At 62.3% G+C, this 26,883-nt stretch carries 21 protein-coding genes and 1 riboswitch; of the genes, 9 read left to right on the top strand and 12 right to left on the bottom strand.

The window, feature by feature from the left end:
- Nucleotides 1-744 precede the first annotated feature (744 nt).
- The 4 genes from LGM20_RS12075 to LGM20_RS12060 form a co-directional block, all read right to left on the bottom strand.
- On the bottom strand, nucleotides 745-1,935 hold the full coding sequence (locus LGM20_RS12075; protein WP_044523407.1) for a cytochrome c biogenesis protein DipZ: 1,191 nt from the start codon (nucleotides 1,933-1,935) through the stop codon (nucleotides 745-747).
- 102 nt (nucleotides 1,936-2,037) lie between these two features.
- Entirely contained in the window at nucleotides 2,038-3,381 is a 1,344-nt protein-coding gene (locus LGM20_RS12070) for a HAMP domain-containing sensor histidine kinase (RefSeq protein WP_044523408.1), read from the bottom strand.
- Nucleotides 3,378-4,118 (bottom strand): response regulator, encoded by a 741-nt coding sequence (locus LGM20_RS12065; protein ID WP_017900551.1) that lies wholly within the window; start codon nucleotides 4,116-4,118, stop codon nucleotides 3,378-3,380. The genes LGM20_RS12070 and LGM20_RS12065 overlap by 4 nt, the downstream gene beginning before the upstream one ends.
- 86 nt (nucleotides 4,119-4,204) lie before the next feature.
- A complete protein-coding gene (locus tag LGM20_RS12060) occupies nucleotides 4,205-5,197 on the bottom strand; it encodes an alpha/beta fold hydrolase (RefSeq protein ID WP_044523409.1) in 993 nt (330 codons plus the stop codon).
- A gap of 242 nt (nucleotides 5,198-5,439) precedes the next feature.
- On the opposite strand from LGM20_RS12060, the gene LGM20_RS12055 reads away from it, so the two are divergent.
- The 7 genes from LGM20_RS12055 (at nucleotide 5,440) to pqqF (ending at nucleotide 12,092) form a co-directional block, all read left to right on the top strand.
- Entirely contained in the window at nucleotides 5,440-6,459 is a 1,020-nt protein-coding gene (locus LGM20_RS12055; protein WP_044523410.1) for a dipeptidase, read from the top strand.
- A gap of 136 nt (nucleotides 6,460-6,595) precedes the next feature.
- Entirely contained in the window at nucleotides 6,596-6,667 is a 72-nt protein-coding gene (gene pqqA, locus LGM20_RS12050) for a pyrroloquinoline quinone precursor peptide PqqA (RefSeq protein ID WP_002905689.1), read from the top strand.
- 54 nt (nucleotides 6,668-6,721) lie between these two features.
- Nucleotides 6,722-7,648 (top strand): pyrroloquinoline quinone biosynthesis protein PqqB, encoded by a 927-nt coding sequence (gene pqqB, locus LGM20_RS12045; protein WP_044523413.1) that lies wholly within the window; start codon nucleotides 6,722-6,724, stop codon nucleotides 7,646-7,648.
- Nucleotides 7,642-8,397 carry a pyrroloquinoline-quinone synthase PqqC gene (gene pqqC, locus LGM20_RS12040; RefSeq protein WP_044523414.1) on the top strand — a complete coding sequence of 252 codons (756 nt, stop codon included), beginning with the start codon at nucleotides 7,642-7,644 and terminating at the stop codon, nucleotides 8,395-8,397. Before pqqB ends, pqqC begins: the two co-directional genes overlap by 7 nt.
- A 2-nt stretch (nucleotides 8,398-8,399) precedes the next feature.
- Nucleotides 8,400-8,678, top strand: a complete 279-nt coding sequence (gene pqqD / locus LGM20_RS12035) for a pyrroloquinoline quinone biosynthesis peptide chaperone PqqD (protein WP_044523416.1) — start codon at nucleotides 8,400-8,402, stop codon at nucleotides 8,676-8,678.
- Nucleotides 8,665-9,807, top strand: coding sequence for a pyrroloquinoline quinone biosynthesis protein PqqE (gene pqqE, locus LGM20_RS12030; RefSeq protein ID WP_044523417.1), 1,143 nt, complete (start codon nucleotides 8,665-8,667; stop codon nucleotides 9,805-9,807). Before pqqD ends, pqqE begins: the two co-directional genes overlap by 14 nt.
- Nucleotides 9,807-12,092, top strand: a complete 2,286-nt coding sequence (pqqF, locus tag LGM20_RS12025; RefSeq protein WP_044523418.1) for a pyrroloquinoline quinone biosynthesis protein PqqF — start codon at nucleotides 9,807-9,809, stop codon at nucleotides 12,090-12,092. The genes pqqE and pqqF overlap by 1 nt, the downstream gene beginning before the upstream one ends.
- On the opposite strand, the gene LGM20_RS12020 is transcribed toward pqqF, so the two are convergent.
- From LGM20_RS12020 to LGM20_RS12010, 3 genes are all read right to left on the bottom strand, one after another.
- Nucleotides 12,089-12,826 carry a glutamine amidotransferase gene (locus tag LGM20_RS12020; RefSeq protein WP_044523420.1) on the bottom strand — a complete coding sequence of 246 codons (738 nt, stop codon included), beginning with the start codon at nucleotides 12,824-12,826 and terminating at the stop codon, nucleotides 12,089-12,091. The genes pqqF and LGM20_RS12020 overlap by 4 nt on opposite strands.
- 109 nt (nucleotides 12,827-12,935) lie before the next feature.
- Complete coding sequence (gene mrdA / locus LGM20_RS12015) at nucleotides 12,936-14,846, bottom strand: penicillin-binding protein 2 (RefSeq protein ID WP_032452966.1); 1,911 nt, start codon at nucleotides 14,844-14,846, stop codon at nucleotides 12,936-12,938.
- 221 nt (nucleotides 14,847-15,067) lie between these two features.
- On the bottom strand, nucleotides 15,068-15,700 hold the full coding sequence (locus tag LGM20_RS12010) for a LysE family translocator (protein WP_023289802.1): 633 nt from the start codon (nucleotides 15,698-15,700) through the stop codon (nucleotides 15,068-15,070).
- 17 nt (nucleotides 15,701-15,717) lie between these two features.
- A riboswitch (ZMP/ZTP riboswitch) is annotated at nucleotides 15,718-15,797 on the bottom strand.
- Nucleotides 15,798-16,139: 342 nt separating this feature from the next.
- Here LGM20_RS12010 and katG point away from each other — a divergent pair.
- Complete coding sequence (katG, locus tag LGM20_RS12005; protein WP_044523422.1) at nucleotides 16,140-18,317, top strand: catalase/peroxidase HPI; 2,178 nt, start codon at nucleotides 16,140-16,142, stop codon at nucleotides 18,315-18,317.
- A gap of 33 nt (nucleotides 18,318-18,350) precedes the next feature.
- On the opposite strand, the gene zapE is transcribed toward katG, so the two are convergent.
- Both zapE and LGM20_RS11995 read right to left on the bottom strand, forming a co-directional pair.
- Entirely contained in the window at nucleotides 18,351-19,412 is a 1,062-nt protein-coding gene (gene zapE, locus LGM20_RS12000) for a cell division protein ZapE (RefSeq protein ID WP_044523423.1), read from the bottom strand.
- Nucleotides 19,413-19,508: 96 nt separating this feature from the next.
- Nucleotides 19,509-20,189: an MgtC family protein gene (locus tag LGM20_RS11995; RefSeq protein ID WP_032452970.1), complete on the bottom strand. Its 681-nt coding sequence runs from the start codon at nucleotides 20,187-20,189 to the stop codon at nucleotides 19,509-19,511.
- Between the two features lie 590 nt (nucleotides 20,190-20,779).
- Between LGM20_RS11995 and LGM20_RS11990 the strand changes: the two genes are divergently transcribed.
- Nucleotides 20,780-22,186 (top strand): MFS transporter, encoded by a 1,407-nt coding sequence (locus tag LGM20_RS11990; protein WP_044523425.1) that lies wholly within the window; start codon nucleotides 20,780-20,782, stop codon nucleotides 22,184-22,186.
- Between the two features lie 8 nt (nucleotides 22,187-22,194).
- Here the strand turns inward: LGM20_RS11990 and LGM20_RS11985 are convergent, their stop codons facing one another.
- The 3 genes from LGM20_RS11985 to LGM20_RS11975 form a co-directional block, all read right to left on the bottom strand.
- Nucleotides 22,195-23,076: a LysR family transcriptional regulator gene (locus LGM20_RS11985; RefSeq protein WP_044523426.1), complete on the bottom strand. Its 882-nt coding sequence runs from the start codon at nucleotides 23,074-23,076 to the stop codon at nucleotides 22,195-22,197.
- Between the two features lie 145 nt (nucleotides 23,077-23,221).
- Nucleotides 23,222-25,522 (bottom strand): FdhF/YdeP family oxidoreductase, encoded by a 2,301-nt coding sequence (locus LGM20_RS11980; protein WP_044523429.1) that lies wholly within the window; start codon nucleotides 25,520-25,522, stop codon nucleotides 23,222-23,224.
- Nucleotides 25,523-25,843: 321 nt separating this feature from the next.
- Nucleotides 25,844-26,761: a bestrophin family protein gene (locus LGM20_RS11975; protein ID WP_044523431.1), complete on the bottom strand. Its 918-nt coding sequence runs from the start codon at nucleotides 26,759-26,761 to the stop codon at nucleotides 25,844-25,846.
- Between the last annotated feature and the right edge of the window lie 122 nt (nucleotides 26,762-26,883).

Below are 26,883 nucleotides of genomic sequence, written 5' to 3'. Positions count from 1 at the left end.
GCAAGCGTAGCGCCGCCCGGCAACAGGCATTCAGCACCCTTCCCGTTTCAACGCCCGGTGGCGGCTGCGCCTTACCGGGCCTACACGCGGCTCCGTAACCCCGCAGGCCGGGCAAGCGTAGCGCCGCCCGGCAATGGGCATTCTGCGCCGTTCCCGCTTCGATGCCCGGTGGCGGCTGCGCCTTACCGGGCCTACATTCTCCCTGCGCGCTCCTGTAGGCCGGGCAGGCGTAGCGCCGCCCGGCAATGGGCATCCAGCGCCGTTCCCGTTTCGACGCCCGGTGGCGGCTGCGCCTTACCGGGCCTACATTCTCCCTGCGCGCTCCTGTAGGCCGGGCAAGCGTAGCGCCGCCCGGCAATGAGCATCGAGCACCCTTCCCGTTTCAACGCCCGGTGGCGGCTGCGCCTTACCGGGCCTACATTCTCCCTGCGCACTCCTGTAGGCCTGGCAAGCGCAGCGCCGCCCGGCAATGGGCATCCAGCGCCGTTCCCGTTTCGACGCCCGGTGGCGGCTGCGCCTTACCGGGCCTACATTCTCCCTGCGCGCTCCTGTAGGCCGGGCAAGTGCAGCGCCGCCCGGCAATGGGCATCCAGCACCCTTCCCGTTTCAACGCCCGGTGGCGGCTGCGCCTTACCGGGCCTACATTCTCCCTGCGCGCTCCTGTAGGCCGGGCAAGCGCAGCGCCGCCCGGCAATGGGCATAAGGGATAAAGGGAACCGTCCGGCAGTTACCGGCGTCCGCGGGTCAGGCTTTGCTCTCCTGCAGCAGCTGCTGGATCACCTGTTCCTGGCGGGCATAATCCCCTTCGCCGAAGGCGGTATAGCGCAGTTGCCCACGTGCGTCGAAAATATAATGCGCCGGCCAGTACTGATTGCCGAAGGCATTCCAGATGGCGTACTCATTATCCGCCACCACAGGGTAGGTTATCCGCCAGTCCTTCACCGCCTGGCGCAGCAGCGGTAGCGAACGCTCCCAGGGATATTCCGGGGTATGAACGCCAATCACCACCAGCCCGGCCGCGCGGTATTTGTTCGCCCAGTCGCGCACGTAAGGCAGGGTATGCTGACAGTTGATGCACTCCCGGGTCCAGAAGTCCACCAGCACCACTTTGCCTTTCAGACTCTCCGGGGTTAACGCCGGGCTATTGAGCCATGCGCTGCCCCCCGCCAGCGAAGGCATCGCGCTGCTGGGCTCGGGCGTCGCGATCGGTTGCAGAACCGTTTTCTGCGTTGGCTGCGGCAGACGGGCGGCCAGCCGCTGCTCCAGCGCCTGACTCCATCCTCCCGCGCTTTGCAAATAGCGATCGCCGCCGCTGGCGATCAGCGCCACCGAGGCCAGCATCGCTACCCCCGCCAGCCGGCGCAGCCGTTCGCCGAACGCCAGCCCGCGACGCAGACGGGCAATCAACGCCGCGCCGCACCACCCGAGCAGGAATAACATCAGCGCCCCGCCGCCGCCGTAGGCCAACAGCAACCCGCCGGTGGTCGCCTGGCCCGGCTGCACAAAGCCCAGGCTCAGTATCGCCCCCAGTACCGGCCCGGCGCATGGCGCCCACAGCAGACCCACCGCCAGCCCGGCCAGCAGCGAACCGATCCAGCCGCGCTGGCGTGAGCTGGCGTCGTTAAGCTGATTCCCCAGCGCCACCAGGGGTGACGTCAGCCGCTGCGCGACGCGCGGCGAAAGCAGGCTCAGCCCGACAAGGGCGAAGAACGCCAGCGCCAGGCCGCGCCCAGCCAGCGTCAGATTCACGACCCAACCGCTGGCGACCGTCACCAGCCACGAGACAGCGCCGAACATCATCGCCATGCCCGCCAGCATGATCGCCAGTTGCCCCCGGCGGCCCCGGACGCTGGCGAACAGCAGCGGGATCACCGGCAGCGTGCAGGGGCTTAGCAGGGTTAACATCCCGCCCAAAAATGCAATCAATATCGACATCGCCTTCTCCTCATTATGCCATCGCTGCCGAAGGTGGCAGCCACGACATTACAGCAAGGGGATGTAGGGCGGATGTGTCGGGAAAGCGGGAGAATTGTCGGCTTAGTTTTCTATCTGCGCCGGTGATACAGCAGGATACAATCCCTGCGCGGCGAGACGCACGCTGGCATCCAGACCGCCCTGCGGGCGATTGGCCAGGCGCAGCGTGCCGTTCATCTGGCTGACCAGCTGCGCGGCGATCGCCAGCCCCAGGCCGGTGCCGCCGGTATCGCGATTGCGCGAGTCCTCCAGGCGATAAAACGGCTGTAGCACCGCCTGCAGCGACGCCTCAGGGATCCCCGGCCCCTCATCCAGCACATGAATGATGATATCCCCGGCGGCGTCGCGGTTCAGGACGACCGTTACCGTGGCGCCGAATTTCAGCCCGTTATCGATAAGGTTGGTCATCACCCGGCGCAGGGCCTGCGGTGGGATCCACACCACTCCGGCGCGCGCCTCGGGGCAAAACCGCACCGGCCGGCCGACATCGGCATAATCGCAGGCGATGCTGTCGAGAAAGGCGTCAAGGTTCAGCCGCTGGCGCGCCTCCTCCAGCGGCTGCGAGGTGCGAGCGAAGGCGATACCTTCGCGCACCAGGCGGGTCATATTGTCGAGATCCTGCAGCAGTTTGTCGCGCAGTTCAGGCTGGTCGGCCATCTCCACTCGCAGCTTCATCCGGGTGATCGGGGTTTGCAGATCGTGAGAGATGGCGGCGAGGATCCGCGCCCGCTCCTGCAGATGATCGTGGATGCGGGTCTGCATCGCGTTAAACGCGCGGGCGGCACGGCGCACCTCCTCCGGCCCCTGCTCGGCCATGGTTCCCGCCGTGTCGCTGGCCGGCTCAAGCGCATTCACCGCATGGGTAAAGCGAGTGATGGGCTGCAGTACCTGGCGAACCGCGTACCAGGCGCAGGCCAGCAGGAGGACAAACTGAGCGATCAGCACCACCGGCAGCCAGCGGGCGATGGGCGGTAGTTTCGGCCACAGGTCGAGGGTTAAGGGGGCGCCATCGTGGAGGGTAATATGGGCCTGGATATGCTGCCGCGGACCGGGGATCGCCACAATACTCACCGGATACTGCGCGCTCAACGCCTCCTGCAGGGAGCGCGCCGCGTCGCGGGCGCGCCAGCTGTCCGGGTAGTCGCCGCGCTCGCCGGCGTCCAGCTGATAGCGGTAGTTGCCGCGCGCCAGCTTCGGCAGCCACTGCGGGCGTTCAGCGGGCGGCAGACGGTCGAGGATCGCCACGCTGGTGGCGACATCAGAGGCCAGATTGCCCAGCATCACGCTGCGGGCGCTGCTCATACGCTCATAAAACAGCAGCGACAGGGTTAAGGTATTCGCCAGCAGCAGCGCCAGAAACAGCAGCGCCATCAGCCTCGACTGCAGCGAGGCGGGCCAGAACCTCATTCATGCCTCTCGCGGATGGAGACCGGGACCGACAGCACATAGCCTTCGCTGCGCACCGTCTTAATGTAGGCCGGCTCGCGGGCATCCTCCCGCAGGCGCTGACGCAGCCGGCTCACCAGCAGGTCAATTGACCGCTCAAACAGTTCGGCGTCGCGTCCCTGAGTCAGATTGAGCAGCTGATCGCGGTTCAGCACCCGCTGGGGATGGTCGAGAAACACCCGCAGCAGTCGATACTCCGCCCCGCTGAGGGCGACAATCGCCCCGCTGTCGTCCAGCAGATGGCGGGCGGCGGTATCGAGCAGCCAGTCGCCAAACGCGATCAGCCTGCCCGCCTCGGTGATCTGCAGGTTGGGCGGCAGCGCCCGGGTGCGGCGTAAAATGGCTTTGATGCGCGCCAGCAGTTCGCGGGCCACAAAGGGCTTCACCAGATAGTCGTCAGCCCCCATCTCAAGGCCGAGGATCCGGTCGCTGTCGTCGGTGCGGGCGGTGAGCATCAGCACCGGGATATCCTGTTGCGGGTTTGCGCGCAGCTGGCGACAGAGCGTTAAGCCATCCTCCCCCGGCATCATGATATCCAGCACAATCAGGTCGATTTGATGGTTTTTGAGCACCGACCACATGGCTTTGCCGTTCGCCGCGCCGCTGGCGCGGTATCCCGATTTTTCCAGATAGTCGACAATCAGTTCCCGGATGTCGCGGTCGTCATCGACGACCAGGATGTGGTCAATACGCTCCAAAGGCTGCTCCTGCGGCAAATTAGACTCTTCACAAGCATAAGCCGTGTTGCCGGAAGCGCAACGTCGCGCCGCCGGCAAGGCGCGGGTTACAAACGATCGGCATCCACCACCGCCTGCACAAACGCCGTCGGGTCCTCCTGCGGCGGGTTATGGCCCACCGGCCCCTGCAGATCCCGGTGCTCATATTTACCGGTAAATTTGGCCCGGTAGCTGGCGGGAGCCGGATGCGGCGCGCCGTTATTCGCCCCTTCCAGAGTGATGGTGGGCACCGTAATCGGCGGCAGCGCCGCCAGCCGTTGTTCATAGCTGGCATACTTCGCTTCTCCCTTCTCCAGCCCCAGGCGCCAGCGGTAGTTGCTGATGGTGATCGCCACGTGGTCCGGGTTATCCAGCGCCCGGGCGGTTTTGGCAAAGGTTGCGTCGCTGAATGGCCACTGCGGCGACGCCTGATGCCAGATAAATTTCGCAAAGTCATGGGTGTTCTGCCGGTAACCGGCTTCCCCGCGCGGAGTGGCAAAATAGAACTGATACCACCACGACAGCTCCGCCTGCGGCGGCAGCGGTTTTTCGCCAATCTGCTGACTGCTAATCAGATACCCGCTCACCGAGACCAGGGATTTCACCCGCTGCGGCCACAGCGCGGCGACGATATCCGCCGTGCGCGCCCCCCAGTCAAAGCCGGCCAGATCCGCCTGCCTGATGTTCAGGGCATCCATCAGATGGACAATATCGGCCGCCATCGCCGACGGCTGACCGTTACGCGGCGTGCTGGCGGAGAGGAAACGGGTGGTGCCGTAGCCGCGCAGATACGGCACAATCACCCGGTAGCCCTTCTGCGCTAAAGCCGGCGCCACCTGGGCATAGCTCTGAATATCGTAGGGCCAGCCGTGCAGCAGAATCACCGGCTGGCCGTCGCGCGGGCCGATATCCACGTAGCCAATATTCAGATCGCCGGCGTGGATCTGGTGGAGCTTGTCGAACGCCCCCGCGTCTTCAGCGGCGCAAACGGCGGCGGACCACAGGGTGGATAACCCCAGCGCCGCGGCGCTGGTATACCGGATCAGGGATAATCTGTTCATCGCTTTGTCACCTTTTATCGTCATCAAGAGAGTACGTAACCAGTTAAGCGGAAATTTGTATCCGCCGTGTGCCCGACAGGGGCCGTTTTTATCTCTTCATGTCAGCGATCCACCGCGGGATACAGTGTGATACATAATCAACGTTGGCAATTGTTGCTGGCTTGTGAATTTCTGCTTGCCCCCGGGCATAAATCCGCTACCGTGACAGCCATTTTTACCACCTGATAACCCAGGAGCCCGCTGTGGCGATTTTTGATGGTCACAATGACCTGCTGCTGAATCTCTGGCTTCACCATCGCGAGGATCCGGTGAACGCTTTCTTTGCCGGGATAGAGAACGGCCACATCGATTATCCGCGTATTCGCCAGGGCGGTCTGGCCGGCGGCCTGTTCGCCCTCTTTGTACCGCCGCAGGAGTATATCGCCCGCGTGGCGCCCCAGTACGCCAGTCAGGCGTGGGACCCATTAACGATCCTCTGGCAGCAGCTGGCTATCCTCAAGGCGATTTGCGCCCATGACGCCAGCCGCGCGCGGCTGTGCCTGAGCGCGGCGGATATCGAACGCTGCCGTCAGGATAATGCGCTGGCGATGGTGGCGCACATCGAAGGCGCCGGCGGGTTCGACGCCCAGGGCGAAGATCTGCAGGACTTTTATCGCGCCGGGGTGCGCAGCATAGGTCCGTTCTGGAACATCGCCAATCGCTTCGGCTGCGGGGTCACCGGCGCCTTTCCCGGCAGTCCGGACAGCGGGCCGGGTCTTACCGGCGAGGGTATCGCGCTCATTGCCCAGGCCAACGCCCTGAAGATGCAGATCGATGTTTCGCACATGAATGAACAGGCCTTTTGGGATACCGCCCGTCACTCCACCGCCCCGCTGGTGGCCACCCACTCCAATGCCCACGCCCTGTGCCCACAGCCGCGCAACCTGACCGATCGGCAACTGCGGGCGATCCGCGACAGCGGCGGCGTGGTGGGCGTTAATTTCGGCAACGCCTTCCTGCGCGCCGACGGACGGCGCGATAGCGACACGCCCTTCGCCACCATCATCCGGCATATCGACTATCTTATTAACATCATGGGTGAGGATCATGTGGCCCTTGGTTCGGATTTTGACGGCGTCACCCTGCCGGACGCGCTGGGGGATGTGGCCGGCTTACCGCGGCTTATCAATGCCTTGCGTGACAGCGACTATGATCAATTGGTGCTGGATAAGCTGCTGTGGCGTAACTGGCTGCGGGTATTAAAAAATGTTTGGCAACAATAGGTTATATTGTAAACATAAAGTTAAATCCTTACAGATTCCGGGTTGATCTCTCTCCCGGTGAAGCGCAATATGCGGCGGCCGTCACAGATCCTGCATTATCCGTGAGGCCTGTCGTCATTTTTAAGAGGAACAAAACATGTGGAAGAAACCTGCTTTTATCGATTTACGTCTCGGTCTGGAAGTGACGCTGTACATTTCTAACCGCTAATCGCCCCGCCCGCCGTTCGCGCGGGCCTCTTTTTTCATTACCCGGTCCGTCTTCATGTTCATTAAAGTCCTCGGTTCCGCCGCCGGCGGCGGTTTCCCGCAATGGAACTGCAACTGCGCCAACTGTCAGGGTCTGCGCGACGGCACGATCCAGGCCAGTGCCCGCACCCAGTCGTCGATCATCGTCAGCGATAACGGTCAAGAGTGGGTGCTGTGCAACGCCTCGCCGGATATCAGCCAGCAGATTGCCCACACGCCCGAGTTAAATAAAGCCGGCGTGCTGCGCGGAACGCATATCGGCGGCATTATTCTCACCGACAGCCAGATCGACCACACTACCGGGTTACTCAGCCTGCGCGAAGGCTGCCCGCACCAGGTGTGGTGCACCCCGGAGGTCCATGAGGATCTCTCCACCGGCTTCCCGGTGTTTACCATGCTGCGCCACTGGAACGGCGGCCTGGTGCATCACCCCATCGCGCCGCAGCAGCCTTTTACCGTTGACGCCTGTCCTGATTTGCGGTTTACCGCGGTGCCTATCGCCAGCAACGCGCCGCCCTATTCGCCGTATCGCGACCGGCCGCTGCCGGGCCATAACGTGGCGCTGTTTATCGAAAACCGCCGCAACGGGCAGACGCTGTTCTACGCTCCGGGGCTCGGTGAGCCGGATGAGACCATTCTGCCCTGGCTGCAAAAAGCGGACTGTCTGCTGATCGATGGCACCGTCTGGCAGGATGACGAACTGCAGGCCGCTGGCGTCGGGCGCAATACCGGCCGCGATATGGGCCACCTGGCGCTCGGCGATGAGCACGGGATGATGGCCCTGCTGGCCTCCCTGCCGGCAAAACGCAAAATTCTTATTCATATCAATAACACCAACCCGATCCTTAATGAGCGCTCTCCCCAGCGTCAGGCGCTGACGCAGCAGGGGATTGAAGTGAGCTGGGACGGGATGGCTATCACCCTTCAGGAAACCGCATGCTGATCACCGACACGCTGTCGCCGCAGGCCTTTGAAGCGGCCCTGCGGGCTAAAGGCGCCTTCTACCATATTCACCACCCTTACCACATCGCCATGCATAACGGCGACGCGACCCGCGAGCAAATTCAGGGCTGGGTGGCGAACCGGTTTTATTACCAGACCACTATCCCGCTGAAAGACGCGGCGATCATGGCCAACTGCCCGGACGCGCAGACCCGGCGCAAATGGGTGCAGCGGATCCTCGACCACGATGGCAGCCACGGCGAGGACGGCGGTATTGAAGCCTGGCTGCGGCTGGGGGAAGCGGTCGGTCTGAGCCGCGACGATCTGCTCAGCGAGCGCTACGTGCTGCCCGGCGTGCGCTTCGCGGTGGATGCCTATCTTAACTTCGCCCGTCGCGCCTGCTGGCAGGAGGCGGCCTGCAGCTCCCTGACCGAGCTGTTCGCCCCGCAGATCCATCAGTCGCGCCTCGACAGCTGGCCGCAGCACTATCCGTGGATCAAAGAGGAAGGCTATTTTTACTTCCGCAGCCGTCTGAGCCAGGCCAACCGCGACGTGGAGCATGGCCTGGCGCTGGCGAAGGCCTACTGCGACAGCGCTGAAAAACAGAACCGGATGCTGGAGATCCTGCAGTTTAAGCTCGACATTTTATGGTCGATGCTCGACGCCATGACCATGGCCTATGCCCTGCAGCGCCCGCCCTATCATACGGTCACCGACAAGGCGGCCTGGCACTCGACCCGACTGGTGTAACCATGCAAAAAACCTCCATCGTTGCCTTTCGTCGCGGCTACCGCCTGCAGTGGGAAGCCGCCCAGGAGAGCCATGTGATCCTCTATCCGGAGGGAATGGCCAAACTCAATGAGACCGCCGCGGCGATCCTCGAGCTGGTGGATGGCCGGCGCGACGTCGCGGCGATTATCGCCATGCTCAACGACCGCTTCCCGGAAGCCGGGGGCGTTGATGACGACGTCATCGAGTTCCTGCAGATAGCCTGTCAACAGAAGTGGATCACCTGCCGTGAGCCAGCGTAAACCCGCCGTCAATCCGCCGCTGTGGCTGCTGGCGGAGCTAACCTATCGCTGCCCGTTGCAGTGCCCCTACTGTTCGAATCCGCTGGACTTCGCCCAACAGGAAAAAGAGCTGACGACCGAACAATGGATCGAGGTCTTTCGCCAGGCGCGGGCGATGGGCAGCGTACAGCTGGGCTTTTCCGGCGGCGAGCCGCTGACCCGTAAAGATCTGCCGGAGCTGATCCGCGCCGCGCGCGACCTAGGGTTTTATACCAACCTGATCACCTCCGGGATAGGGCTGACGGAGAGCAAACTCGACGCCTTCAGCGAGGCCGGGCTGGACCATATCCAGATTAGCTTCCAGGCCAGCGATGAAGTGCTCAACGCCGCGCTGGCCGGCAACAAAAAAGCCTTCCAGCAGAAGCTGGCGATGGCCAGAGCGGTGAAAGCGCGCGACTATCCGATGGTGCTCAACTTCGTTCTGCACCGGCACAACATCGATCAGCTGGATAAAATTATCGCGCTGTGCATTGAGCTGGAAGCGGATGACGTTGAGCTGGCCACCTGCCAGTTTTACGGTTGGGCGTTCCTCAATCGCGAGGGGCTGCTGCCGACCCGGGAGCAGATCGCCCGCGCCGAACAGGTGGTCGCCGACTACCGGCGGAAAATGGCCGCCAGCGGCAACCTCACCAACCTGCTGTTTGTCACCCCGGACTATTACGAAGAGCGGCCGAAAGGCTGCATGGGCGGCTGGGGATCGATTTTCCTCAGCGTCACCCCGGAAGGCACCGCCCTGCCGTGCCACAGCGCGCGCCAGCTGCCGGTGGCGTTTCCGTCGGTGCTGGAGCAGAGTCTGGAGTCGATCTGGTATGACTCGTTCGGCTTCAATCGTTACCGCGGGTATGACTGGATGCCGGAGCCGTGCCGCTCCTGTGATGAAAAAGAGAAAGACTTCGGCGGCTGCCGCTGCCAGGCCTTTATGCTGACCGGCAGCGCCGATAACGCCGACCCGGTGTGCAGCAAATCCCCGCATCATCACAAAATCCTCGACGCCCGGCGCGAAGCGGCCTGCAGCGAGATAAAAGTCAGCCAGCTGCAGTTCCGCAACCGGGCCAGCTCGCAGCTGATCTACAAAACCCGGGACCTGTAATGACGCTGGCGACCCTCACCGTCACGCTGCCGGGCGGCCTGCAGGCCACCCTGGTCCATCAGCCGCAGGCCGAACGCGCGGCGGCCCTGGCGCGGGTCGCCGCCGGCAGCCACCACGAACCCTCGCGCTTTCCCGGGCTGGCGCACCTGCTGGAACACCTGTTGTTTTACGGCGGTGAGCGCTACCGGGATGATGACCGGCTGATGGGCTGGGTGCAGCGCCAGGGCGGAAGCGTGAATGCCACCACCCTGGCCCGCCATAGCGCGTTCTTTTTCGAGGTCGCCGCCGATGGTCTGGCTGACGGTGTCGCGCGTCTACAGGAGATGCTGCAGGCGCCGCGGCTGCTCAGGGAAGATATTCAGCGCGAAGTGGCGGTGATTGACGCCGAGTACCGCCTTATCCAGCAGCATGAGCCGTCGCGCCGGGAAGCCGCCGTGCGTCACGCCGCCAGCGCGCCCGCGGCGTTTCGCCGCTTTCAGGTAGGCAGCGCCGACGCGCTGGCGGGCGATCTCCCTGCACTGCAGGCGGCCTTACGCGATTTTCACCACACCCATTACGTCGCCCGGCGGATGCAGCTCTGGCTGCAGGGGCCGCAGTCGCTGGAGGCGCTCGGCGAGCTGGCGGTCCGTTTCGCCGCCGGGCTTGCCGCAGGCGAGGCTCCGCCGCCGGCGCCGCCGCTGCGCCTGGACGAGACCACTGAACTGCAGCTGGCGGTCGACGCCCAGCCCGCCCTGTGGCGCTGTCCGCTGATCGCCTTAAGTGACAACGTCACCTTACTGCGCGAGTTTTTGCTCGATGAAGCCCCCGGCAGCCTGATGGCCGGGCTGCGCCAGCGTGGTCAGGCGCAAGAGGTAGCGCTGAACTGGCTGTATCAGGATCGGCACCTCGGCTGGCTGGCGCTGGTCTTCGCCAGCGACCAGCCGGAACAGGTCGACCGGCAGATAACCCACTGGCTGCAGGCGCTACAGCGGACGACGCCAGACCAGCAGCAACACTACTATCAGCTCTCCCGGCGCCGTTTTCAGGCGCTGTCGCCCCTCGATCAGCTGCGCCAGCGGGCATTCGGCTTTGCCCCCGGCGCGCCGCCCGCCGGGTTCGCCGATTTTTGCGCCGCCCTGCAGGCCGCCCCTACGGTCAGCCTGGCCTGCCAGACCCTTTCCCCAGGGGAGCCTGTTGCCACCCAGGGCTTTAGCCTGCCGCTCAGCCGCTGGCGCCGCCGCCCGGTCACTGCCCCGGCGCTGAAATTCGCTTTTTATCCGCAAGCCGCTGGCGGCCTCGTGGCCGAAAGCCCGGCGAAAGCCGCGCCGCTGCTCCACCTCCCGTCACCGGGAGAGCCGCCGAGGCTCCTGCTCCGACCGCCCTTCTCCTGCTCGCCCACTCAGGCCGAGGGGCTGGCGCGCGGGGAACAGCTGCGCCCGCTGCTCGCCGCGTTGCGCCACGCCGGGGGCCACGGCGAGTGGCATCGCGTCGACGGCAGCTGGCAGCTGCTCCTGCAGTTGCCAGCTGCCGGCCGGCGGCCGGAGGCTATTCTGCAGGCCATCGTGCGGCAGCTCGCGCTCCCGGCCGACCCGCTGACCCCGCCGCCGGAGAGTATTGCTATCCGTCATCTCATGGCCCAGCTCCCCGAACGGTTGGCCACATCAGAGCATCAGGCTGGTTGGCTGGTGGCCCTGGCCGGCGGCAGCGCGGAGGATGCGCGGTGGGTCGCGCGCCAGCTGAGCCTGCTTACCGTCCCGGTCAACCCGCCGGGCAGCCTCCCCGGCCCCTGCCGCCGCCGCGTCGAACGGCTGGCTTTCCCCGGGGGCGATACGGCGCTGCTGGTCTTTATTCCGCTGCCGGATGGCGCCTCGCTGGCGGCTCTTCGGGTGCTGGCGCAGCGCTGCGAACCGCTCTTCTTCCAGCGCCTGCGGGTAGAGCAGCAGATTGGCTATGTGGTGAGCTGCCGCTATCAGCGCGTCGCCGATCGCGACGGGCTGCTGATGGCGCTCCAGTCCCCGGACCGCCGCGCCGTGGAACTGCTGCGCTGTTGCAAAACCTTTCTGCGCCAGCTGCCGCCGCTGGATGAGGCGGCCTTCAGGCCGCTACAGCAGCGCCTGGCCGCACAGGTCCGCGCCCGGACGCCGCCCGAGGCGCAGGCGCTGGCCGCCATGCGTCAGAAGTATGCTTTACCGGAGCTGACGGCGCAGGCGGCTGACGCGCTGCGCGTCGAAGCGGTCGTCGACCTGGCCCACGAGATGTCCCGCCGGCGTCGCCGCTGGCGGGTGCTGTTCACTGCAGGGGATTAATGGCCGGGTGCATCAGGGGGCAGAAAGGCGCTGACGAAGCGCGTGAGGATTGCCGCGGCCTGCGGGCTCTCCTGAACCTCATCGTATAACCGCTGCGGGTCGATGCCCTCTGCCTGCAGCACCGCCTCCCGGTAGCGGATCAGCGCGCGGGCAATCGGTGCGGTGAACTCCGGGTGAAACTGCGTGGAGACCGCGTGCGGCCCGTAGCGCACGATCTGGTGGCGGTCGTGTGCGGACGCGGCCAGCACCGTGGCCCCCTCCGGCAGACGGGTAATGGTTTGCATATGGCTCAGATGCGCGGGAAAGGCGGCCGGCAGGTCCCGGAGCAGCGGGTCGTCGACACCCCACGGCGATAGCGAAACGGTTTGGCTGCCGCTTTCCCGTCCGGCTGGATGATACGCCACCTCGCCACCCAGGGCATGAGCCATCAGCTGATGGCCATAGCAAACGCCGAACAGCGGCATGCCGATAGCCACCGCCTGACGGATCCAGTCGGCGGTCCGTTCGCTCCACGCCAGGCGGTCGGAAACCATCGCCCAGGAGCCGGTCAGCACCGCCACCGTCTGGCGATCCGGCGCCGGCAGCGGCTCGTCCTCAAACACCCGTACCGCGGTGAGCTGCGCCTGCCACGGCGCCAGCAGCGTGCGGAACCAGCGCGGCAGATCGCCATGCTCCTCGCGGATGGCTGCCGGGGGCGTCCCGGTCTGAACCAGCAATAATCGCTTATGTGTCACCCTTCCTCCTCACTCGTCATGTTCCTTAAAAATACTATGCCGCCGGGAAGATAAGGGGACAAATAACCAATTTCTATGAACGATGCGCCTGCGGAATAAGTCCTGCCGCTTACTGGGCGTCCGCGCTCTCCCGCTGCGGCACGTCGGCGGCCGCCGCCGGCGCCTGCTGCGGGACAAAAATATGGTCCAGGATGGCGCGCGCCGTCGGTCCGGCCACCACCCCGTCCCCGCCGCCGTTCTCCAGGATCAGCGCCATCGCCACCTTCGGATGCTGATAAGGGGCAAAGAGGGTATAGAAAATGTGGTCGCGCAGACGCACCGGGATCATTTTGGCGTTATAGGTCTGGTTTTGCTTCAGACTGAACACCTGCGAGGTCCCGGACTTTGCCGCAATCTGATACGGCGCGGTATGGAACAGTTTATAGCCGGTGCCGTTGGGCAGATTCGCCATCCCATACATGCCGTTGCGCACAATGCCCCAGTACGGGGATTTCGGATCGCCGACCTGCGGCAGGTTCGCCGGCTGCTGATAACGTTCCACATGATTGCCCTGCTTCATCGAATAGAGCAGATGCGGATCCTGCACCTTGCCGTTGTTCAGCAGCGTGGTGAGCGCTTTCACCATCTGGATGGGAGTGGCGATCCAGTATCCCTGGCCGATGCCGACGGAGATGGTATCCCCCTGATACCAGGGCTTTTTATGCACCCGCTGCTTCCACGCCCGACTCGGCAGTACCCCGGCATACTCCTCATTGAGATCGATGCCGGTAGACTGGCCGTAGCCGAACTTGCTCAGCCACTCATGGATCCGGTCGATACCCATCTCGAAGGCAACCTGGTAGAAAAAGGTGTCTGCGGACTCTTCAATGGCTTTGGTGACGTTGAGCATCCCGTGGCCGGTTTTCAGCCAGTCGCGATAGCGGCGTTGCGTGCCCGGCAGCGTCCACGTCGGCGCCCCGAAGAAGGTGGTATTCGGCGTGATCACGCCCGCGGAGAGCGCCGAGAGCGCCATATAGGGCTTCACCGTCGAGGCCGGGGGATACAGCCCCTGGGTGACACGGTTGATTAACGGTCGGTCGGGGTTATCCAGCAGCGATTTATAGGCCTGATAGCCGATGCCTTTGACGAACGGGTTAGGATCGTAGCTGGGGCTGGAGACCATCGCCAGTACCCCGCCATCCCGGGGATCGACCACCACCACCGCCGCGCGCTGCCCCTTCAGCACCGACTCGATATACTGCTGCAGGTGCAGGTCAAGGGTCAGGTAAAGGTTTTTCCCGGCTACCGGCGGTACCTCTTTCAGCAGACGTACCACCCGGCCGTGGTTATCCACCTCCACCTCCTGGTAGCCGGTGGTGCCGTGGAGCGCTTTTTCGTAATAGCCTTCGATCCCCTGCTTGCCGATATTGTGGTCGGCAGCATAGTTCTCCTCTTCACCGTCTTTCGCCAGCCGCTGCAGGTCGCTGTCGTTGATTTTCGACACATAGCCCACCACGTGCGCCAGCTCTGCGCCGTAGGGGTATTCACGCTGCTGGTAGCTCTCCACCGTCACCCCGGGGAAACGGAATTCGTTGACCGCGAAGCGGGCCACCTCTACGTCGCTGAGGTCGGACTTGAGGGTAACCGCTTTATAGCGGCTGCTGTGGTGCATATCGTCACGGAAACTGGCGATGTCGTCCGGCGTCAGGTCGACAATCGGCGTCAGGCTTTGCAGCAGCGCGGCCATATCGGGAATTTTGCTCGGGATCACCTGCAGGCGATACAGGGTAATATTCTGCACCAGCGGAATGCCGTTGCGATCGAATATCAGCCCGCGGCTGGGGGCGATGGGCAGCATTTTGATATCGTTTTGGTTGGAGCGGGTCTGGTAGAAATCGTGCTGCTCCACCTGCAGATGGTAGAGGTTGAAAATCAGCACGCCAAAGCAGACCACCACCAGCAGAAAGGCGATTGCGGCCCGGCGGATAAACAGCATCTCTTCCGCGGAGTGGTCGCGAATTTCATCTCTCAAAAGGGGCATTAGCGGTACATCACCTGGATCACGGGAAAAACCAACGGCGTAACGGCCGGGAAGCATAGCCTTATCGCGGCGTTAGCCCTACTGAAAGGTTGCTAATGATCTGGCAGAAATGTTTCAGCATGTTAGAGCGTGGAGAGCCTTTCTCTGTGGAAGAAAGGCATCAGGGCGCGAGGTTGGCCAGCGACAGGTCTCGCTGGCTAAACTTTCCCCGGTAAACCCGGTTATTTTCTGGCCTCAAAAGCGATCTTAACCGCCATCCCGGCCAGTACCGTCGCCATCAGCCAGCGTTGAAATTGTTGCCAGCCCGGTCGCCGACCAAGAAAAAGCGCCACCTGCCCGGCCAGCAAGATAATCAGGCCGTTCACCGCCACGCTGATTAATACCTGGGTACAGCCTAATATTAACGACTGGCTGAGCACGCTGCCGAGTCCGGGGGTGATAAATTGCGGCAGCAGGGACAAATACAGGATGGCAACTTTGGGGTTCGCCAGGCTGGTGATAAATCCCATCAGAAACAGCTTACGCCCACTGTCGGCGGGTAAGTCGCGCACCGCGAATATCGGCCGCCCTCCCGGTTTAATCGCCTGCCACGCCAGATAGAGCAAATAAGCGACCCCGCACAAACGCAATGCATCGTAGGCGTAAGGGACCGCGAAAACCAACGCGGTAATGCCGAAAGCGGCACACAACATATAGAAGAAAAAACCCACGGCTACCCCGGCAAGGGAGATAAAGCCAGCGCGTTTTCCCTGGCAAATCGAACGCGAAGTGAGATACATCATATTGGGGCCAGGGGTTAACACTAACCCCAGCGCCACCGCGGCAAAGGCCATTAAAGAAGCTAATTCAGGCATAACTTATCTCCAGATAGCGGTAATGCCCAGGCGCGCGGCGACGTTGACCATGCTCCCCAACAGTATTCTGTCTTTAGCGCCAGTCACATGGTGTCTAAGTATTAGCTTATTCTGCGTTTGCCAACAACCCCTGCGTCGGGCATTCGTTACGCTCGCGCAGCGGAAAACCCTCATCCTTTTCTCATAGTAAAATTGTCATATCTCAAACAATTAGCATTCCTTCTGCCCGTTTGATACAGATCGTTTCCTTTGCCGTCTCGTTACGACTATGGTTAATGATGAGGTTTATTTTTTACCCCTGGACCGCCAGGGCATATAAGAGGGTGTTTCGCCCTTCGTTGAACGGAATTAGCTATTAAATCCGTAGACTCATTCAAATATCGCTTATTGGTAGCAGTGTATATCGTAACGGCATTCACAAAAGCAAACGGAGCCTGATATGAGCACGTCTAACGACCCATCCAACAACGCATCCGCCGGAAAGTGCCCTTTCCACGCCGAGACGCCCAAGCAGAGCGCCGGCAGCGGCACCGGCAACCGCGACTGGTGGCCTAACCAGCTGCGTGTCGATCTGCTGAACCAGCACTCCAGTCGTTCCAACCCGTTGGGTGAGGATTTTAACTACAGGGAAGAGTTTAAAAAGCTCGATTACTCCGCGCTGAAGGCTGACCTCAGAGCGCTGCTGACCGATTCGCAAGAGTGGTGGCCGGCAGACTGGGGCAGCTATATCGGTCTGTTTATTCGTATGGCCTGGCACGGCGCCGGCACCTACCGCACCGTTGACGGTCGCGGCGGCGCGGGTCGTGGACAGCAGCGCTTTGCGCCGCTGAACTCCTGGCCTGATAACGTCAGCCTCGATAAAGCCCGCCGTCTGCTGTGGCCGGTGAAACAGAAATATGGCCAGAAAATCTCCTGGGCCGATCTTTACATGCTGGCGGGTAACGTGGCGCTGGAAAACGCCGGCTTCCGCACCTTTGGCTTCGGCGCCGGCCGTGAAGATGTCTGGGAACCGGATCTGGACGTCGACTGGGGCGATGAGAAAGAGTGGCTGGCCCACCGTCACCCGGAAAGCCTGGCGAAACAGGCCATCGGCGCCACCGAAATGGGGCTGATCTACGTTAACCCGGAAGGCCCTAACGCCAGCGGCGAGCCGCTGTCCGCCGCGGCGGCCATTCGCGCCACCTTCGGCAATATGGCGATGGACGATGAAGAGATTGTCGCGCTGATCGCCGGCGGCCACACCCTGGGTAAAACCCACGGCGCAGCCGAGACCAGCCACGTCGGCGCCGAGCCGGAAGCCGCCCCGCTGGAAGCTCAGGGTCTGGGCTGGCACTCCAGCTACGGCAGCGGCGCAGGCGCGGATGCCATCACCTCCGGTCTGGAAGTGGTCTGGACGCAGACGCCCACCCAGTGGAGCAACTACTTTTTCGAGAACCTGTTCAAATACGAATGGGTGCAAACCCGCAGCCCGGCGGGCGCTATCCAGTTCGAAGCCAAAGACGCGCCGGAAATTATCCCGGATCCGTTTAACCCGGGTAAAAAGCGCAAACCGACCATGCTGGTCACCGACCTGACCCTGCGCTTCGACCCGGAGTTTGAGAAGATCTCCCGTCGCTTCCTCAACGATCCGCAGGCCTTTAACGAGGCGTTCGCCCGGGCGTGGTTCAAGCTGACCCACCGCGATATGGGGCCGAAATCCCGTTACCTCGGGCCGGAAGTGCCGAAAGAAGATCTCATTTGGCAGGATCCGCTGCCGGCGGCGACCCATCAGCCGAGCGCGGACGACATCGCCAGCCTGAAAACCGCCATCGCCGGCGCCGGCCTGTCGGTGAGTGAGCTGGTGTCGGTCGCCTGGGCCTCCGCCTCCACCTTCCGCGGCGGTGATAAGCGCGGCGGCGCCAACGGCGCGCGTCTGGCGCTGGCCCCGCAGAAAGACTGGCCGGTCAATGCTATCGCCAGTCGGGTGCTGCCGACCCTGCAGGCGATCCAGCGCGCCTCCGGCAAAGCGTCGCTGGCCGATATTATCGTGCTGGCTGGCGTGGTCGGCGTGGAGCAGGCTGCGGCGGCGGCCGGCGTCAGCGTCAACGTGCCGTTTACTCCAGGCCGCGTCGACGCCCTGCCTGAGCAGACCGACGTCGAGTCGTTTGACCTGCTGCAGCCGCTGGCGGATGGCTTCCGCAACTACCGTCGCATCGAGGGCGGTGTGTCGACGGAAACGCTGCTGATCGATAAAGCGCAGCAGCTGACCTTAACCGCTCCGGAGATGACGGTTCTGGTGGGTGGACTGCGCGTGCTGGGCGCCAACTACGACGGCAGCAAACACGGGGTGTTTACCGACCGCGTCGGCGTGCTCAGCAATGACTTCTTCGTCAACCTGCTGGATATGGCCACCGTCTGGAAAGCGGCCGATGATCGGGCGGAGCTGTTTACCGGCAGCGACCGTAAAACCGGCGAAGCGAAGTATAGCGCCACCCGCGTGGATCTGGTGTTTGGCTCCAACTCGGTCCTGCGCGCGCTGGCGGAAGTCTACGCCTGCGCCGACGGGCAGCAGAAGCTGGTGCATGACTTTGTCGCCGCCTGGACCAAGGTCATGAACCTCGACCGTTTCGACCTGTGATCCCCTCGCCCCGGCACCCGCCGGGGCGTTTTTTTATACCGCCCGCGGCAGCTGTTGCAGGCGGCTCCGCGTTCGCTGAATATCCTCCAGTTCCACCCCGGCCACCAGCGTCTCCAGGTCGCAGCGGGTCACCAGCAGCAGGCGGATCTGCTTTTCATACAGCACATCAATCACGTTGATAAAGCGCTGCTGGGCCGCCGGCCCTACCGTGGCCAGCGGCGGCACCTCGTCCAGCAACCAGACGGCATAACGTTCGCTGAGCGACAGATAGTCCATCACCGCCGTGGCGGCCTGGCAGAGCTGGGCAAAAGAGAAATGGAGCAAGTCGGGTGACGCCGCGGCCGCCTGCAGCGTGCGATAGCCTACCGCCAGCGGAACCGGTTCGGCAGGCAGCGAGGGCAGATCGTACAGCTGACGCTGTTGTTCGCTCGGGTTAACCCATAGCCGCCCGCTGCAGAAGGCGTTATCCTGGCTCAGGTGCCGTTCGCGATAATCTTCCTCGCCGTTAAGCGCGACGACCGCCAGGTGGGCGCGGATCAGCGCGATCGACGGTAAAAAGCGATCGTGATACAGCGGATTAGGCAGCAGCATCTCCGGCGGGTAGTTAGAGGTTGCCAGCAGCACGATGCCCCGTTGAAAAAGGTGTTCCAGCAGCGCCTTTATCAGCATGGCGTCGCCGGGGTCGTGAAGATGAAATTCGTCAAAGCACAGCAGGCGGCAGCCGGAGGTCATCTGCATCATCACCGCCTGCAGGCCGGGCGCGCCGGGGGCATTCAGCCGCTGATGCAGTTCGCGGAAGAAGTGATGAAAATGGACCCGACGCCTGGCGGCGAGCGGCAGGCTGGCAAAAAAGTGGTCGAGAATAAAGCTTTTCCCTCGCCCGGTGCGTCCCCAAACGTACAGTCCCTGCGGCGTGCCGGGCGCGGACAATAGCTGCTGACCCAGGGCGTCGAGGCGGGCGATGAGCGACAGCTGATCGTCGTCCAGCGTCAGACGGGCACGCGCCGCCTGCTCGGCCATCACGCGGGTAAAGCGAAAATCAGCCGTCGTCATAGTCTGGGCAGATTCCGACGACACACATCCATTATTTAACATTCTTATAACCTCCGGCAGGAGGCCATTCTAGCCGCTTTCCCGCGGGTTGGCGAATCGCGCGGCGAGCGGCCATGTCTGCTGCCCCGCCGCCTGTCTCTACGCTTCTCCGACGCGCCAGTGTACCGAGGTGACGTTCTGCTGGCCGGCCACCTGCGCCATAATCTGCGCCAGCGTTTTGTGATGCTGCTTATGGCTAATCAGCTCCGCGCAAATCTCCAGCTGATCCGCCGTATCTGCCGCCGCCGACTGCAGCCCCTGCAGGGTGAACCTCTGCTGCTGAGCAATATTCAGCAGCAGCTGACGCACGGCCTTTTCATGCTCGCGTAAACAGGTGACGCGCAAGATATAGCGTTTCTCTTCGTCTCCAGCGCCCGGCAAGGCATGAATGCGCTGCGCCGCTTCGCGGAGCAGGATATTAGCGCACAGAATAATCAGCGTCGCCGCCGTCGCGTTCCAGAACTGTCCCAGGCCGCAGAGGACACCGATACCGGCCGAGCACCACAGGGTGGCGGCGGTATTGAGGCCGCGAACGTTCATGCCATCGCGCATGATCACTCCCGCCCCAAGGAAGCCGATACCGGAGACGATCTGCGCCGCAATGCGCCCGGGGCTGTCCGGCGACGCCGACATCGCGCTAAGAATAAACACCGCCGCGCCGGTGGCCACCAGCGCATTGGTCCGCAAGCCGGCCATACGTTGCCGCCACTGTCTTTCCGCGCCGATCAGCGCTCCCAGCAGCATCGCCGCCAGTAAATGTGTCATATAAGGAAATACCATCGCGCCTTCCTCCAGATAACAGAAAGCCAAAAATTATTGATGTCGCGCTCAGCCGCGCCGGGCAATTAGCGGGCGGGTGATGGTGGAGGAAATAAGCTAGTGGGAAACAGAAACATAACGGTGCCTCTCGCGTACGGTCGCGAATCACTACATCAAGGGAGGCAATCCGATAATCAAAGATTGCTGCCCGCCGGTTCGGCAAGCAGCGAAAACAGTCGCGTTAGCTTGCCGGAGAAAAACAATAAGGATGACTGTCCAACGCATGACTCCTGTATGAAAGTGGGCACATTATAGCCCGGCGTAATAGCGGGTAAAGCGGGAAAACGCCGCCGGTGAGGATTCGTTTACTCTGTCTGGCCCGGACCCTGGGCAGCGCGATAACGCCAGGCGGGGAGCATTGCCGTCCACGGTGATTTACTTCAATTCTTCCCCTGGCGTGCGGCGAAAAGCAGCATGAATCTCAAGTTTCCTCCTGTACGGCGCGATCTTGCGCTAAAGATTGCCGTTAACGCTGAAGATTAAAAATTTAAAACTATTAACAATCACTTAACATTAGCAGGCAAACCATTCTTCCTGAGGAACACAACACCATGTCTACCACCCAGGTTCTCGGCGAAACGCCCTATGCTTCGCCAGGACAACCGCACGCCAGCTTAACCGGACGCATTGACGCGCTGCCCGCCTCCTTCGGGTTATGGTCGTTTATCACCCTGCTCTCTCTCGGCGGCTTCTTCGAGCTCTACGACTTGTTCCAGACCGGGTACATCAGCGCGGGCCTGCTGGCGGAGGGTATTTTCCACACCGGCGCGGCGGGGATCTTTGGCATCGCCGATCAGGCGGCCTTTGCCTCCGCCACCTTTATGGGGCTGTTTATCGGCGCGAGCCTGCTGGCGCCGCTGGCGGACAAGCTGGGACGCCGGCTGACCTTTATGGTGGCGCTCGCCTGGTACGGCTTTTTCTCGCTGCTGATGGCGACCCAGAGCAGCGCGGAAGGGGTGATCTTCTTCCGCTTTCTGGTAGGGATCGGCCTCGGCATTGAGCTGGTGACCATTGATACTTACCTCAGCGAATGGGTCCCTACCCACCTGCGCAATAAAGCCTTCGCCTTTGCCTTCTTTATCCAGTTTCTGTCGGTTCCGGCGGTGGCGCTGATGTCCTGGATATTGGTGCCAACCACCCTCTTCGGCCTCAGCGGCTGGCGCTGGGTGATCATCTTCGGCGCGCTGTTCTCGCTGGCGATCTGGTTTATCCGCAAAAAACTGCCGGAGTCAGCCCGCTGGCTGGAAACCAAAGGGCGGCATGATGAGGCGCATGCGGTGATGTGCGCGATGGAAGCCCGCTGCGGCCTGACGCCGTCGCCGAAGCATGCGCAGGCGGCGGAGAGCGTCGTCAAACGCGGCACCTTCCGCGAAATCTGGGCGCCGCAGTATCGGCAGCGCACCCTGATGCTGATGGTGATGAATTTCTTCCAGGCGATCGGTTTCTTCGGCTTTGGCAACTGGCTGCCGGCATTGCTCTCCGGTCAGGGCGCCAGCATTACCCACAGTCTGCTGTACGCCTTCTTTATCACCCTCGCCTATCCGCTGGGCTGCCTGTTCTGCACCCGCTTCGTGCATCGCTTTGAGAACAAGTGGCAGATCGTCCTCTCCGCGCTGATGACCGTCATCTTCGGCACCCTGTTTGCCCTGCAGAACAGTCCGGTTCTGCTGGTGATCTGCGGGTTTATGATCACCTGGTCCAACGCCTGGCTGACCATCAGCTACCACGCCTACCAGGCCGAGGTCTTCCCGACCCATATTCGCGCCCGCGCCGTCGGCTTCTGCTACTCGTTCAGCCGGCTCTCGACCGCGGTGACCAGCATCCTGATCGGCATTATTCTGCAATATGCCGGCACGCCGGGGGTGATTAGCTTTATCGTCGTCAGTATGCTGATGGTGATGCTGTCGGTGGGGATCTTCGGCCCGAGAACCCGGGGCATTCGACTGGAGAATATCTGAGGCTGGCCTCAGCCAAAAATCCCCTGCGCCTCGGCGAAGCATTTTTCCGCCAGGGTAGAGACCGGCTCCTGCTGGCGCATAATCAGCGCCAGCTGCGAATCGACCTGGCTTTCGACGATGGGCAGGATATCAAGATTGTCGCTGAGGGCCTCCAGGCCGTTGTTGAGCGGCATGATGGCGCAGCAGATCCCCGCCTGCACCGCCTGGATTATCTGAAACGTCGAATCGCTTTCAAAGACAGACTTCGGCGTTAGCCCTTTGGCCTTAAAGCTGATTTCAATGGATTCCCGGTAGTACATTCCCTTGGTCAGAAAGCCAAGGGGCAGCGTCGCCAGCGTATCCCACCCCGGCGTCCCGTCGCTGAAGTCGAAATGGCGTTTATCGTGCAACAGTCCCATACGGGTTTGCGGCAGCCGGGCGATCTTAAACAGACGTTCATCCAGATGCTGCAGGTAACAGATCCCCAGGTCCAGCTGGTTGCGGCTGACGCCATCGATAATCTGCTCCGAGGTCATTGACAGCAGGCTGAACTGCAGCGCCGGGTATTTCTCCGCGAGAGGTTTAATCAGCTGCATCGGATTGAGGCTCGCCAGCGGCACCATGCCAACCCGCAGCTGACCGACCATCTGTCCGCGACAAATGGCCGCCTCCGCCGCCAGACCGTCATGGGCGGCCAGCACCGCCCGCGCCCAGGCCAGGATCCGCTCCCCCTCCGGGGTAAAACCCTCGAAGCGCTGGCCGCGCTGGATAAGGGTCAGGTTCAGCTCCTCTTCCAGATTACGAATGCGCATGGAGAGGGTCGGCTGGGTAATATGGCAGGCTGCCGCCGCCTGGCCAAAATGGCGCGTCTGATCGAGCGCGATCAAATACTTGAGTTGCTTAATGTCCATTCTTTTTCCCGTTTGAACCCCGCCGTTCACCCCCGGGGCCGCGCACAGGTTACCAGAATGTTAGTTTCATAACCGATAAATTCAAGCGAGGAGACGAGGGGCGACGGGCGCAGGACGGCGCGACGCCGCCCAACGCGCTCCTTCTTTAGCGCACGCCGGACAGCGGGCGGATCTCTTTCGAGCGCAGCGTCAGGCGGACGGGGACCGACTTATAGGAGGGCGTCCCGCTCTCTTCATCCAGATAGTTCAGCGGCACCAGCACGTTGGCTTCCGGATAATAGGCGCCGACGGTGCCGGGCGCGATGCCGTAGGCCACCACCGTGATATCTCTGAGTGTCAGCGAGCTGCCCGGCAGCGCAGTGTGGATATCGACCCGATCGCCATGCTCCAGACCCTGGGCGGCCATATCCTGCTCGTTCATAAACAGCACGTCGCGACGGCCGAAGACGCCGCGGTAGCGGTCATCCATGGCGTAGATGGTGGTGTTGTACTGGTCGTGGCTGCGCAGGGTCACTAAGCGCATCACCTCCTCGCCCTCCACCACCACGTTCTCATGCACGCCTTTGAAAACCGAGAACATGGCTTTGCCGGTGGCGGTAGGCCAGATGCGCTCGGTCGGCGGCAGCGGCATGCGAAAGCCCCCGGGGTGGCGAATGCGCTGGTTATATTTCTCGAACCCCGGAATGGTCTGTTCGATCAGATCGCGAATACGGTCGTAATCTTCCACCAGATACAGCCAGTCCACTTTGCTGGCCGGCAGAGTGGCCTTCGCCAGACCGGCGACAATCGCCGGCTCCGAGCGCAGCGTCGGCGAGGCGGGCTTTAGCTTGCCTGACGAGGCATGCACCATCGACATCGAATCCTCGACGGTGATCGACTGTCGACCGCTGGCCTGCAGGTCAAGCTCGGTGCGGCCAAGGCACGGCAGAATAAAGGTCTCTTTCGCCGTCAGCAGGTGCGAGCGGTTGAGCTTGGTGCCGACGTGAACGCTGAGCTCAAGGCCGCGCATCGCCGGGAAGGCGCGTTCGTGATCCGGCATCGCCACGGCGAAGTTGCCCCCCAGGCAGATCAGGGCTTTGGCGTCGCCGGCGATCATGGCCTCCAGCGCCTTCACCGCATCGTGACCATGATGCCGCGGCGGCGTGATCCCCATCACCCGCTGCAGGCTGTCGAGGAAGGCCGCGGAAGGTTTTTCGCTGATCCCAACGGTGCGGTTTCCCTGCACGTTAGAGTGGCCGCGCAGCGGACAGATGCCGGCCCCCGGCTTGCCGATATTGCCGCGCATCAGCAGCAGGTCGGCAATCAGCCGGACGTTGGAAGTGCCTTTATTATGCTGAGTGATCCCCATGCCGTAGGTGACGATGGTGGCCCTGGATTTGGCGTAGGCCACGGCGACCTGGGTCAGCGACTCGCGCGTCAAGCCGGACTCCTGCTCAATGTCCTGCCAGCGGGTGGCGTGCAGATCCTCGGCGAAGGCGGCGAACCCCTGGGTATGTTGCGCAATAAACGCGTGGTCGAGTACCTGGCCCTGCTCCTCCTCCAGCTGCAGCAGCGCTTTGGCGATCCCTTTCAGCGCCGCCGCGTCGCCGCCGGCCCGCACCTGGTAGTAGGTCGAGGCGATCGGTGTCGAGCGATATGTCGCCATCTCCATCACGTTCTGCGGGTCGGCAAAACGCTCCAGCGCCCGCTCACGCAGCGGATTAAAAACGATAATCGGCACGCCGCGGCGGGAAAGCTCATGCAGGGTGCCCATCATCCGCGGGTGGTTGGTGCCCGGATTATGGCCGATAGAGATCACCAGCTCGGTCTGGTCAAAATCGTCGAGGGAAACGGTGCCTTTGCCAATGCCGATCGACTGCGGCAGGCCCACGCTGGTGGATTCATGGCACATGTTAGAGCAGTCGGGAAAGTTATTGGTGCCATACTCGCGGGCAAACAGCTGAAACAGCCACGCCGCTTCATTGGAGGCCCGTCCGGAGGTGTAGAATTCAACTTCATCCGGCTGCAGGCCGCGAAGGATCTCGCCGATACGGGCGAAAGCCTCTTCCCACGCCACCGGGCGCAGCGTGTCGCTGGCGCGGTCGTAAACCAAAGGATGGGTTAAGCGGCCATAGCCCTCCAGTTCAAAATCGCTTTTCGCCAGCAGGGAGGTCACGGTGTTAGCCGCGAGGAACGCTGGCGTCACCCGTTTGGTGGTCGCCTCCCAGGTCACAGCTTTGGCGCCGTTTTCGCAAAACTGAAAAGTGGATTTATGCTCTTTATCCGGCCAGGCGCAGCCCGGGCAATCGAAGCCGTCAGGCTGGTTGGTTCGCAGCAGCGTGGCGGGCGCTTCAAAGGCATCCATCTGGGTACGCACGGCGATGGCCGTCGCCTTCAACGCGCCCCACCCGCCTGCCGGACCGTCATAAGGGTGAACACCGGGAACCGCGCGTCTTTTATTGGTCATCTTTCTTACTCCTGCTGCTCTGTTCTGGCCGCCGCCGGCGGAAAAAAAGCGTGCGACGACCCCGGCGACGAGGCGTGGTGTGCGCGGCGTCACCTGATAAGAATGCTGTTTCTCAAGGATAGTACGATGGGAAAGCGTAGGTACTGCGTTTGTTAACCGAATAATAACATACACCACAAATCTGTATAATTGATGTTATCTATCGGGTGTTAAATTTAACTTATTTGCAAATTTTGCTTTTATCGCCCCTTCCGCGCGGCGGGTCGCATGGGCGCGGGAAAGTGATGACCGGGCAGCGGAAACTGCCCGGTGCGCAGGGGCTCAGGTCAGGTTGAAGTACCGGTCCGGACGCAGCGTCTCCGGCAGCGGATGTTGACCGGTCATGTCGAGCAGATTGCGCTCAATGGTATTGCACATCGCGTTCAGCGGCAGGTCGTTGGCGGCGGTGCCGAACGGATCCTCCAGCTCTTCCGCCAGTGAATCCCACGACAAAAAGGTGTAGGAGATAAAGACCGAGACAAACGGCGTCATGTAGTGCAGATCCCCGACCAGGGCGAACGGCAGCAGCGTGCAGAACAGATACACGGTGCGCTGTAGGATCAGGGTATAGGCGAACGGCACCGGGGTGGTGGCCAGCCTTTCGCAGCCGCCCAGCACGTGCGCCAGCTCATCGAGTTTGTTGTCCATCAGCCCATAGGTGATGTCGCTAAGCTTGCCCGCCTCGCGCAGCTGGCCGATTTCGTTGCCGACCAGCAGCAGGATCCGGTTGGTGGGCATTGAGCTGGCGAGGATCTCCGCCACCTGGTCCGCCGGCAGCAACCTCAGCAAGTCAGCCGTCGGATCGGTTTTGCGCAGCTGGTGCTTCAGGCTCCAGCTAAAAGCCACCAGATAGCTGACGATGCGGCGATGGGCATCGTGTTCGGCCGGCAGGATATTGCGCAACTGGCGCACCAGCGTACGTTCGGCGATAAGCACCGTCCCCCACAGATTGCGCGCCTCGACGAAGCGGCTGTAGCTGGCGCTGTTGCGAAAGCCGAGGAAAATCGCTATCGCGATCCCCAGCAGGCTGAACGGCGCCACCGTTAAGTGGATCCCCCACTGCGCGTACCATTGATAGCTGATAATGGCGATGATGGACATCAGCACATTAAGCAGCAGACGAAAGATGATTTTCGACAGCACGGAGCCGTGCCAGTCAAATAGGCGAAGAAACCAGTGTTGTTCTGGCCGAATGATCATTGTCTGACTTCCTGAATTACCGCTCTGGTTATTATCTCTAAATAAAAAATAGAGAGTATCGATGAACCGATTGGTTTATTTTATCGTTAACTGCAACGGGCAGATCTGCGCCATTATTTAGC

It is taken from the genome of Klebsiella quasipneumoniae subsp. quasipneumoniae (genome assembly GCF_020525925.1).
In the GTDB taxonomy this organism is placed as follows: Bacteria; Pseudomonadota; Gammaproteobacteria; order Enterobacterales; family Enterobacteriaceae; genus Klebsiella; species Klebsiella quasipneumoniae.
Note: the sequence above shows the minus strand (reverse complement) of the source record. Positions and strands in the feature narration are given on the sequence as shown.